Here is an 11,862-nt window from a genome sequence, read left to right on the forward strand (position 1 = left end):
AGAAAGGTAATATCATAGTATATATTTTATAACAATGAATATAAAGGAAGTTTCTTGGTATAAGAGACAGCTAAATCTAAGGCAAAGAGAGATGGATAAAGGTTTTGAGAATAATGAAGGATCAGCGTCTTCGTCTTCTGTTCGTCGGAGAGTTGTGATTTTAGGTGTTGTTTTTATCTTTGTTTTCCTTTTCACTGTGGGCATTTTAGATTTTTTTTATCCACAAAGTTATTTGCAAAAGGCTGTGGTGGCATCTTTTTTGATTCTAGCTACTATCGGTGTTGCAGCACTCATTTTAAGTGGAATGGGAATTTTAAGATACCATGCATTGTGGTTGCATGAAGATTTTGATTTTAGCATCTTTAATGGAAGCGATGATGCGATTGTAATCTCTGATCTTTCTGGTTTTGTTTATTATTCTAATCAAAACTATCAAAAAATTCTGACCTATAAGCCTGAAGGATCTTGTTATAGGGTTATTGCTGATCTTCCAGGAGCTGGTGCACTTTCCTATCGCTTAAAGGTTGCTGCCTATAATAATCTTTCAGCGCAAGAAGAGTTAAGAGTAGAGCAACCAATCTTTACCGGTTCTACTCAAAAAAAATCTGTTTGGTATAATATCTCTGTTCAACCTATTACAAAACGGAAAAAAAAGCTTTTATTTTGGCGTATTAGTGATATTTCGCATTTACAACAAAACCGAGAAGTTTTTTTCTCTAATCTTCAAGAGGCAATTAATCACTTAGATCAAGCGCCTGTTGGTTTTATATCCGTTAATACACAAGGTACACTTCTTTATGCCAATGCGGTTTTTGCCGAATGGTTCTCTATTGATTTAGCAAATTTCTCGGTTGGTCAATATCATTTTGATCCATTATTTGAGAGCGTTGGCGCTAAAAGCTCATGGAGTGATATTTGTTTACAAACTAATAGATATCAAAACTCAGGTTACTCTTTACCTTATAGATTTTCATTGTGTTTAAATTCACAGACGATAGGTGAAAAAATATTTCATTGTTTTATCTCTGCTTCTTCTTTCTTAGAGGAGGAAGCCGTTTATCGTATTGTGATCATTCCACAACAAATACAAAAAGAAGAGGCTGATCAATCAAAATTACCCAGTATATTAGAAGAATATTTTGATGCGAGTCCTTTTGCAATAGCCGTGGTAAATCAGGAAGGGCAATTGATTCACATGAATAATGCTTTTTCATCACTCACCGAATGTATGGATAAGACTATCAATTTTTATGATATTATTTCTCGTCGTGATTGTGTGCAGTTAGAGCGTGCCTTTCAGAAAATTGCGACCAATAAAAATTATTTTGTTTCTCTTGAAACGGTTTTAGAAAAGAATGAAGAACGCCATTTACGTCTCCATGTGATGTCTGTACCACCCTATCATGGTGATGTGCTACAAGATTTGGTCATTATCTCTGTCATTGAAACAACAGAACAAAAAACACTTGAAGATAAAATGATGCAAAGTCAGAAAATGCAAGCTGTTGGACAATTGGCAGGTGGCATTGCGCATGATTTTAATAATGTTTTAACAGCAATTTTAATGTCATGTGATCTTCTTTTAAATACGCATCGGAGCTCTGATCCTGCTCATGCTGATCTGATCAATATTAAAAATAATGCTAATCGTGCAGCTGCTCTTGTCCAGCAATTACTTGCTTTTTCTAGAAAGCAAACACTTCGACTTGAAGAGGTTGATTTCACAGAATTTTTATCAGATATTCGTAATCTTGTTTTACCACTTTTGGGGAATAATATTCAGTTAAAAATTATCCATGGAAGAGATTTGTGGAGTGTTGAAGTTGATCAAGCCTCTTTTCAGCGTGTGATTATGAATTTGGTTATTAATGCGCGTGATGCCATGGTCGATGGAGGTATTGTTAAGATTGCGACAAACAATATTACAAAACAACAAAGTGCTGAATTTAATCATCTGGGTTTGTCAATTGGTGAATATGTGCAATTGACTATTTCAGATACAGGGTCTGGGATATCTGCTGCTATACAAGAAAAAATGTTTGAGCCATTTTTTACAACCAAAGAAGTTGGAAAAGGAACAGGCCTTGGTTTGTCAATGGTGTATGGAATTATCAAGCAAAGTGGTGGGTATATTTATTGTGAAAGTAAAGAGGGAGAAGGAGCAACATTTCATATTTTTCTGCCCCGTTATATCCGCGATATAAAAGGAGAAATTTCTCAAAAGATTGAAAAAGATGAAGAGAAAGATAAAAATATAGACTTAACAGGATTTGCAACTGTTTTATTGGTTGAAGATGAGGATGCGGTCAGAATGGGGGGGGTCAGAGCTCTTCAAATGAGGGGATATACGGTTTTAGAGGCGGCAAGCGGGGTGGAAGCTCTTTCTATTCTTGAGGAAAAAAAAGGCGTTGTTGATATTATTGTTTCTGATGTGGTGATGCCAGAAATGGATGGGCCTACTTTATTGAAGGAAGTCCGTAAAAACTATCCTGATATCAAATTTCTTTTCGTTTCTGGATATGCAAAAGATGCTTTTGCTAAGAATCTTCCACAAGATGCTGTTTTTGGTTTTTTATCTAAACCTTTTACACTCAAACAGTTAGCTCTAACAGTTAAAGAAACACTTTCGTCATGACACAAAAATTAATGCAATAAAAAAATTGTATATTTTAAGATTTTTTTAGGAGAAATACGAAAATATTTTGATTAATAGAGCGCGTGGTAATGTTCAGAAAACGAAATGAAGAAGAACGATTTGGAAATTTAAATAAAACTCAAAAAAAATTGCACATTCTACGCAAAAATTTATGAAGAAATAAAACTTCACCTTGTCAACATTAGAGGTTTTTAATTATAGGTGCTGAAGATAAATTGTATGTAAAATGTTGAAAAATGCTATAGGATGCTGATATCCTCAAAAGGATAAGAGCTGTTGTTGCGTATCGACTATTTTACTTTTTCCTTCAATAAATGCTTTTAAGGCTTTGGGGTAGAGTTTATGCTCTGCTTTAAGAACTCTTTGTGCTAAGCACTCAGTGGTATCATCGGGATAGACCGGAACGGCTGCTTGGGCAAGGATTTTTCCTGCATCCATATCTTCTGTAACAAGATGAACAGTGCAACCCGTGATTTTTACGCCTGCTTGTAAAACTCTTTCATGCGTGTTTAAGCCTTTAAATGAAGGTAAAAGAGAAGGGTGAATGTTTAAAATTCGTCCTTCATAACGTTTTACGAACCGCAATGAGATAAGGCGCATATACCCCGCAAAACAGAGAAAATCCGGCTTATATTGATCTAAGATCGTAAAAATATCTTCTTCATGCTCTTCTTTTGTTTTATAGATTTTGCGATCAACAATATGAATAGGTAAATTATGATTTTGTGCCTTTTCAATACCCTTTGCACGCGGATTATCGCAAATAACTGCGACGATTTCAGCGGGATATTCCTTTTGTTGACTTGCTTGAGCAAGGGCGACCATATTGGACCCATTACCAGAAATAAAAACGACGATTTGTTTTTTCATAAATGCAGTCCCCCTTTATAAAGTATACCTTTATTTTGATCTTGGCGTTTTGTTAAAATGCCAAGGGGAGTCACAATTTCTCCATTTTTTTCAAGAGCTTGTGTAACTGTTTCAACTGCATGCTGTGCTACGATAACGATCATACCAATACCACAATTGAACGTTCGTAACATTTCTGTTTCTTCTATTTGACCTTGTTTGGCAATCCATGAAAAGACGGAGGGAACCTTGATGGTAGAAAGATTAATTTCAGCGCAAAGAGAAGAAGGAATGACACGTGGAATATTTTCAAGAAAGCCTCCACCTGTAATATGCGCTAGAGCTTTAATTCCTTCGCATTTTTGCATGACAGGAAGAAGCGATTTCACGTAAATGCGTGTTGGTGTCAGGAGTGCTCTACCAAGGCTGTCTTTTGGGGAAAAGGGGGCAGGGTCATTCCATTTTAGATGATTTTGTTGACTGATTCGTCGAACAAGCGAAAAGCCGTTGGAATGAATTCCAGAGGCGCTTAGACCTAAGATAATATCGCCCTCTGTCAAGTCTTTTGAAGGGAGAAGCGCACTGCGTTCACATGCGCCTACCGCAAAACCCGCTAGATCATAATCTCCTTCTGCATACATTCCTGGCATTTCTGCAGTTTCTCCCCCAATAAGAGCAGCGCCGGCTTGTTTACATCCTTCTGCAATGCCAGAAACAATTGCAGCACCTTGTTCAGGGTCAAGCTTTCCAGTTGCAAAATAATCCAGAAAAAAGAGAGGTTCCGCTCCTTGTACAAGTAAATCATTGACACACATAGCCACCAGATCAATTCCTACAGTGTGATGATAGCCTACTTCAATGGCAATTTTTAGTTTTGTTCCAACACCATCATTGGCTGCGACTAAGATAGGATCTGTAAAGCCTGCTGCTTTTAAATCAAAAAGGCCACCAAAACCGCCAATTTCTGCATCTGCTCCAGCTCGTTTTGTCGCGCGTATAAAGGGTTTAATTTTTTCTACCATAGCATTACCCATATCGATGTTTACACCGGCTTTTGCGTAGGTAAGACCAGCTCTGGATTTAGTATTTGTAAGATCTTGATTGCTCATTGGAGCCTTCCTTTAGTGGAAAATCAGGTTTTGACGTTATGCAATGCCATGATAGAGTTTTCTCTGCAAGAGATATTGATAAGAAAATAAGCAACTTTACTTGTACCTTATTTTGAAGATGTTTATAATTTTTGTGAAGAATTTTTTTTAGGATATTTTATGAGCAAGGTATCAGATAATCAGGGACAGTCTTCTTGGCAACTTATGAAAAAGAAAGTGAGTGAGAGTACATCCCGTGATCGTTATAAAACTTATAAGCCCGCATATACACAATTACCGTTGCCAAATAATATGAAAAGACAAATCTTTTTTTGGCTGGGGACGCTGTTTTTTTTCATTTTTTTTATGGTTGTTTTTGGATCAATTTTGCTTCCTTTTGTGGCAGGAATTGTGTTGGCTTATTTTCTTAATCCCATTGTTCAACTCCTTGAAAAGTTTGGTATTCGCCGTGTTTTTGGTACTGTCCTTATTACCTTATTTATTGTTATTATCTTTGTTGCTTCTTTAGTTATTCTGATTCCTATTATTAGTTCGCAAATACAGCAATTTGTGAGTGATGGCTTACCTGTTTATATTAATCGTATTCAAACTTTTTTCGTTGAGCATGATTTTGATTGGATAAGGCACTATTTTGGAAGTGATCCAAATGAATTACGGAGTAATATTAAAGGGCTTTTAGGAGAAGGTTCTGATTTTATTACATCTCTTTTGAATTCACTTTTGAAATCAGGGAAGTCTATTGTTAATATTGTTAGCTTATTTATTGTGGCGCCTGTGGTGACATTTTATATGTTATTAGATTGGCCACGTATGGTGACAGCAATTGATTTGTTAATACCACGTGATCATCTTGAAACCGTTCGAAGTATTTTTCATGAAATGGATAGAGCTATTGCAGGTTTTGTTCGTGGACAAGGGACTGTTTGCCTCATATTGGGGGGCTATTATGCTATTGGTTTAACGATTGCAGGACTCAATTTTGGTCTTTTGGTTGGTATGTTTATTGGCCTTATTAGCTTTATTCCTTATATTGGAACCATGAGTGGTTTGGTTCTTTCTGTTGGGATTGCATGGGTTCAATTTTATCCTAATAATTGGGGGGGAATCATCATTGTGATGGTACTTTTTTTAATTGGTCAATTTATTGAAGGTTATATTCTTCAACCAAAACTTGTTGGTTCATCAGTGGGATTACATCCCGTGTGGTTAATGTTTTCGCTTTTTGCTTTTTCTTCACTCTTTGGTTTTACTGGTATGCTTGTTGCTGTTCCGGCAGCAGCGGCTGTGGGCGTTTTAGTTCGTTTTGCCCTTCATACTTATCTTAGTTCTCAGATGTATTTGCGAAGTGGAAAGTCGGAGCCACTAAAATGAATGGGCGAGAAACGCAATTATCTTTAAACTTCCCTTATGAGCCGATTTTTCAATTTGATGATTTAGTCGTAACGGATAGCAATCGTATGGCTTTTCAGCTTATTGATCACTGGCCCAATTGGAGCGTGCCTATTGCAGTTTTGGTTGGAAAAGAAGGATCTGGAAAAACGCACTTTTCGAGTATATGGCAGCAAAAAGCAAATGCATTCAGGATTCAGTGCAATAAAATTGATCAGGCTGTTGCTATGGCTTCTTTAGGCAGATCATTTTTAATAGAGGATATTGATGCAGAGGAAATTAATGAGACAGAACTTTTTCATTTAATTAACAGTGTTAAGCAAGCAAATGTCGATACACGACAAGCTACTTTATTGATGACGGCACGGACACTCCCTTCCGCTTGGAAGTTAAAGTTAAATGATCTTAAAAGTCGTCTTAATTCGGTGATGTTTGTTGAAATTAATCAGCCTGATGATGCATTGTTAACAGCCGTTGCCTTTAAGCTTTTTTCCGATAGGCAGCTTATTGTACATCCAGATACAGTTTATTATCTTATCAGCCGTTGTGAACGTTCTTTATTTTCATTAAAGCATGTTATTGATTCTGTTGATCAGTTGGCGTTACAAAGAAAAAGAAAAATAACGCGTGCTGTGATTGCTGAAGTTTTGAATAGAAAAAAATATAAATGCTCCTTATCATGATTTTACATGTTTTTGTTAGAATATGAGGAGAGACAAGTATTTAATTTTTTTACTTTTTTATACGTTTCTTTTAAATGGCTTTCAGATTTTTTTGGATGAATATTCTTTTTACCACTTTTAGACGCTATATATTTTTGTGTTTGTAAATATTTCTAAAAAGAGGCTTATTATTTTTTTATATTGATGGAATTTTGGTACCGATGCTATTTTCTATTTTCGTCAATAAATATGTTATGGGGGGAGGAAAAAATTTGAAAACGTTCTTTTTTGTAAAGAAATGCAACAAAATTGAAAAAAAGTGTGTTTTTCTCTTGCACTTCTGTTGTGAAAATTTTAGGAAATGTGCATCAAATAAATGTTAAATGGCGGAGCGTAGCGCAGCTTGGTAGCGCACCTGATTTGGGATCAGGGGGTCGTAGGTTCGAATCCTATCGCTCCGACCATGTTTGATAAGATGTATGAGAATGAACCCAGTTGGGTACGTGTGGTGAAAACGATCATTCAAGCATTGTGTAATCTGAAGGGAAAAGGCATGATCGCACGTATTTATAGTCCTGCTAAAACAGCTATGCAGTCAGCGAAGGGGAATACAGGCTTTTGGATTCTACAGTATGAGCCGATGAAAGCAAAAATGCTGGAGCCTCTTATGGGTTACACGGCAACATCTGATATGAATAGTCAGGTAAGAATCCGATTTAATAGAAAGGAAGAAGCGATTGCTTTTGCACGCAAGAATGCTATCCCTTATCGTGTAGAAAAGACACATATGTCGATTCGGCGTGTTATTTCTTATTCTGATAATTTTCGCAGTGATCGGCAGCAATCTTGGACACATTGAGTTAAAGATGCTATTTTGAATTGAGGAAATAACAGTTGGGTCCCGTAGCTCAGTTGGATAGAGCAACGGCCTTCTAAGCCGTGGGTCACAGGTTCGAATCCTGTCGGGATCACCATTTTAAGAAAATTAATAGATAAAAAATTCGGGAATTTCCCTTTTTTGTTGGCTGTTTTGGTGTAAAGTGACGGCATGCTGTTTTCTGGCCAGCCAGAAGTATTTTAAGTTGTGATATCGTAGCTCCTATATTTGCTTACCACGTATTGCTGATCATTTTTTCACTCATTGCTACTGTTTTTTTTAATGCAGCTACATTCTATGCTTTAGAAAACAAATTGCCAAAGCTTTTTTTAGGCGCTTTTTTCCATTTTTCTAAAAATGAGTGTGATATTTCTTAGATGAGATTTAAGCATTGCGACTAATGCCGGTAAAATTGCACAAAAATGTCTACTTTAAATTTTTTTATGAATAATATTATTATGTTTTTCAGTATGATCTTTGGTAAGATTGGTTTTCAAGGCATGGAAGATTCTATTTAGAAATGTTTTATGGGATATTGAAGAATAAAAATCTATCTGTTTATAATGAGAGTTTAGAGACATATTCCTAGGAATGAAGTGTGTCTTCTTGTATTGAAAGCTGTGCCTTATAGCGCATTACGATTTTAGAGTCCTTTGGTATAATAAGAAGCTGTGTGTGCTACGCAGATAAGATATTTTTTCTATAGATACATTTATTGCCAATCTGATTGAGTGTGGTTGTCACTGTTTCTCAGGGTAAGGCTATATTCAGCAATGTTTATGGTTTACTTAGGTTTTATTTGTTTAAGAATGTATGCTGCGTATTTATGGGTTATCTTGTACATATTCTGTTTGAATTATGAATGAAGATGAATGGTATCTTAGAGTTAAGTTATTAGATTTCGCATTTATATTTTCAAACGTTTTTTCTCGTTTGTACCTCATGCAAGAGCTATTTTAGCCTTGAATAATGATTACACTAAAATGTTATGTGATAAGATCTGATGTTCTCAAACACATAGGATTTAAGGTGCTCATTGTTTTAGGAATATCGTGTGAAGAACAGAGCGCCATTGTATATGGTATATTTATGCATTTGTTTTAAAGAGACAGCCCTTAAAGCTCCTAAAAGCCCATTTCACACCGACTCTCATGAATGGTATAACGCTAAATCTATAGAGCTCTATCATTTTTACGCTTATAAAGAATAAGCGAGGATATCATACACTTTGCCTATTTGCTAGCCGCCAATGTTGCTATAGACCTTAGCTTTACAGATCATTATAGGTATTTTAGTGCTTTCTTGTGCAACTATTATCTACATGCCCATCCTTCTTGTGATGTACAAGGGAGATAGTTTTGATGATTCAACAGGGGAGAGGCTTGAAATGAAAGAACTTTATAATATTCGGATTTCTTATTCAACATGTCTAATAGTAATATATGATTATAAATCAATGTTTTTAGCAAATAAAAAAGTTTTTTTTATCGTATTTTTTACTCTTTTAGATATTTTATAGTAACCTGCCATTGGTGAACTTAAAATATCGCTCTAAAAACCAAGTTTTTTACGTACTGAAAAGACTGTTATTATATCTCTAAGTATTTTAACAATAGGTGTTCCATCAATAGAGAAGAAAGAATCAAAAAAATAGAAGATCGATCAAAAAATAAACAATTTTTTTTAGAAAAATAGTTGGAGTTTGTCGGAAGAATTTTACAATAAAACCCTCTAAGCCGTTGCAACTGAAACTGTTTTGGCTTTTATGATTCTTTCAAATAACGCATCAAAAGAGGCGTTAGCAGAACTCAGAAAATACCAGAAATATCCCATAGAGCATGCTCTTTATAGAGACATGTTGCAGGATCTTATTCTCTAATCATTATTTATGAATCCCGTATTCTGAAAGGAATATGACAAATCGGTAAGTCACTTATGGCATAAAGCTTATGGTATAAAATTAAATGGTGGGCGTGACAGGGATTGAACCTGTGACCCCTACGATGTCAACGTAGTGCTCTCCCGCTGAGCTACACGCCCATTCACCGATGTTGCATACACCATATAGAATGGCAAACGTCAATGCTTAATTTCATTTTCTCTTACAACAGATGCAAATAACTTAGAAAAATATCCTTTTAAGCAGCAATAAGGATCTTTTCAACCTCATTGACGAGCTCTCGTAAGTGAAATGGCTTAGAGAGGACCTTTGCATCAGGAGGAGCATCACTATTTGAATTGAGTGCAACCGCTGCAAAACCTGTAATGAACATGACTCGTAAATCAGGGTCAATCTCAGTAGCACGTCGTGCCAGTTCAATTCCGTCCATCTCTGGCATTACAATATCAGTCAGGAGAAGAGAAAATGGTTCTTCTTGTAAACGTTCATATGCGCTAATACCATTATCGAAATCGGCGACTTCGTAGCCTGCACGTTCTAGGGCCTTTACGAGAAAGCGACGCATATCGTTATCATCTTCTGCGAGCAGGATTCGTTTCATGATTGTGTTCCAATGGCTCCATTTGTCAGAGTTTTTGCCATATCAATTATACAATATAGAGTATTTATAAAAAAGATCGAAAAATACTCATAATCGAAATGAATGGCAAAATGGTTAATTCTTATATTTTTATTCAAAATACAGCATATTCGTTGTGAGTTGGTTAAATTCGCAATATATGTGATTTGGAAAAAAGCAGGGACGATCCAAAACTTTTAAAATGATTCATTACTATTTTTTCTTTTAAATTTTCTGTTTCTTATCAGAACTCCATTAAAAAAAATTATGAAAACCGTTACTGTACGGATTGCTTCTGTCGAGAAATGAGAAGAATATTATGTTAATTTATTGTTTTTAAAAGGCTATCCTAGAAAAATAGAATTTTTATAGAGACTTACAAATAAATATTATAAATAAAATTTATTTTCAAAGTTATTTTAATATGTAAAAATATTATTTTTTATTTATACTATAAAATAATCACTTAATAATATATCAAAAACATTATTTTGATTTTTTAATTATAAATCTTTATAAAGATATATTAATATAAATTTATTATAGTTATTTTATTATTTATTATTATAATAATATTATATTTTGATATGATAATATTTTATACATTCATTATTTTTATTATTTATTGTGATGAATATTGGTTTCATGGTTTGCTTATAGAGTCTATAAAAAGAATCATATGAGTGGTTAGAAGATGGAATCCATTATATAGGAGATATTTATCGAGCGATGTCGCTGATAGAAATCTTCGTTTTGGCAGAGCAAAATGGAAGTTAAGATTTTGTATTATTTTATAGAGGCATTATCGAGAATAAATGCATCAAATGCCGCCCAAAATTGTTTTTTATAATCCTCGTTATACATAATTGTATCAAGTTCAGCGCCTGTAATGGTAATACTTTCTGTCAGACGTGTGTGTTGGCATAATTCCCGTACTTCAATGTTGTTGGCGAAATTGTCTTGGTTGGCGAGAATAAAGAGTGTTGGAATTTGTAAATGCCCGTGGAGTATATTTTTCTTCACAGAATCAATCGCGTTAAATACCGATGCCATCCATCGGGATGTTGTGGGTTTAATGGAAGGGAATGCGTACTCCAATTGGATATTTTTGAGGTTTGTTTTTTTTAATTTTTTTCCACCTTTCACGGGTATAAAGCCAAGACCTATATCAGAAAGAAATTGTGTTAATTTATGTTGAAAACCATTTGTTTTATTGCCGAATGGAGCAAAAAGAGGAGAAACGCAGAGCAATCTATTAAATTGATGGTTAATAAGATCTAAGCTGCTAAGGGCTATCAATCCACCTATGCCATAGGCAAGCATGGAGTAAGGTGGAGGACAATTAGGATAAATAACATTTTTAAGAAATTCATATAAGTCATTAATATCATTATTTATATCAAAGTTATAGTGTCGGCTTTTTTTTCTTGTTGTGAGGGATGTTTTTTTTTGATCAAACCAGTCAAATATTGCTGTATGAAAACCGCGTTTAGAAATTTCATTGATGGGTAAAAAATATGTTTTTAAAGAATTTACGTCGTTTTCAAGAATAACAATTGTTCCCTTAGATTTTTCCGCTTCAGGATATGTTATTGCAAAACGAATTTCACGATCTATTGCTATTTTAAGGGTACCATGATGGATATGAGGAGGAGTGAAACCCAAATCTATGGGATAAAGAGGTGTTTTCAATTGAAATCCTTTAAGTGTATTTTCGCTGAGTTCAACGTGAGATAATGAGAGGACTTGGATATGTATGTAATGACGCAGAAGGATTAAGAAAGGGGTAGGTTGTTTTTTA

8 protein-coding genes and 3 tRNA genes are annotated in these 11,862 nt (G+C 34.9%); 6 read left to right on the top strand and 5 right to left on the bottom strand.

Annotated elements, in window-relative coordinates; translation table 11 throughout:
* Positions 1 to 91: 91 nt before the first annotated feature.
* Positions 92 to 2,635, top strand: coding sequence for a response regulator (locus PVV70_RS01450; protein ID WP_273757650.1), 2,544 nt, complete (start codon positions 92 to 94; stop codon positions 2,633 to 2,635).
* A 279-nt stretch (positions 2,636 to 2,914) separates the two neighbouring features.
* On the opposite strand, the gene purN is transcribed toward PVV70_RS01450, so the two are convergent.
* Complete coding sequence (gene purN, locus PVV70_RS01455) at positions 2,915 to 3,526, bottom strand: phosphoribosylglycinamide formyltransferase (RefSeq protein ID WP_273757651.1); 612 nt, start codon at positions 3,524 to 3,526, stop codon at positions 2,915 to 2,917.
* Positions 3,523 to 4,614, bottom strand: coding sequence for a phosphoribosylformylglycinamidine cyclo-ligase (purM, locus tag PVV70_RS01460; RefSeq protein WP_273757652.1), 1,092 nt, complete (start codon positions 4,612 to 4,614; stop codon positions 3,523 to 3,525). Before purM ends, purN begins: the two co-directional genes overlap by 4 nt.
* 159 nt (positions 4,615 to 4,773) lie before the next feature.
* Here purM and PVV70_RS01465 point away from each other — a divergent pair, with 159 nt between their 5' ends.
* The 5 genes from PVV70_RS01465 (at position 4,774) to PVV70_RS01485 (ending at position 7,639) form a co-directional block, all read left to right on the top strand.
* On the top strand, positions 4,774 to 5,985 hold the full coding sequence (locus PVV70_RS01465) for an AI-2E family transporter (protein ID WP_273757653.1): 1,212 nt from the start codon (positions 4,774 to 4,776) through the stop codon (positions 5,983 to 5,985).
* Complete coding sequence (hdaA, locus tag PVV70_RS01470; RefSeq protein WP_273757654.1) at positions 5,982 to 6,686, top strand: DnaA regulatory inactivator HdaA; 705 nt, start codon at positions 5,982 to 5,984, stop codon at positions 6,684 to 6,686. The genes PVV70_RS01465 and hdaA overlap by 4 nt, the downstream gene beginning before the upstream one ends.
* Positions 6,687 to 7,052: 366 nt before the next feature.
* Positions 7,053 to 7,129: transfer RNA gene (locus tag PVV70_RS01475), tRNA-Pro, on the top strand.
* An 89-nt stretch (positions 7,130 to 7,218) separates the two neighbouring features.
* Positions 7,219 to 7,524, top strand: coding sequence for an ETC complex I subunit (locus tag PVV70_RS01480; RefSeq protein ID WP_273757655.1), 306 nt, complete (start codon positions 7,219 to 7,221; stop codon positions 7,522 to 7,524).
* Positions 7,525 to 7,562: 38 nt separating this feature from the next.
* Positions 7,563 to 7,639: transfer RNA gene (locus PVV70_RS01485), tRNA-Arg, on the top strand.
* Between the two features lie 1,868 nt (positions 7,640 to 9,507).
* Here the strand turns inward: PVV70_RS01485 and PVV70_RS01490 are convergent.
* From PVV70_RS01490 to PVV70_RS01500, 3 genes are all read right to left on the bottom strand, one after another.
* Positions 9,508 to 9,582, bottom strand: a tRNA-Val gene (locus PVV70_RS01490).
* A gap of 98 nt (positions 9,583 to 9,680) precedes the next feature.
* Positions 9,681 to 10,043 carry a cell cycle two-component system response regulator CpdR gene (gene cpdR, locus PVV70_RS01495; protein ID WP_005773448.1) on the bottom strand — a complete coding sequence of 121 codons (363 nt, stop codon included), beginning with the start codon at positions 10,041 to 10,043 and terminating at the stop codon, positions 9,681 to 9,683.
* Positions 10,044 to 10,847: 804 nt separating this feature from the next.
* On the bottom strand, positions 10,848 to 11,753 hold the full coding sequence (locus PVV70_RS01500) for a serine aminopeptidase domain-containing protein (RefSeq protein WP_273757656.1): 906 nt from the start codon (positions 11,751 to 11,753) through the stop codon (positions 10,848 to 10,850).
* Positions 11,754 to 11,862: the final 109 nt, after the last annotated feature.

It is taken from the genome of Bartonella sp. AU55XJBT, from assembly GCF_028618525.1.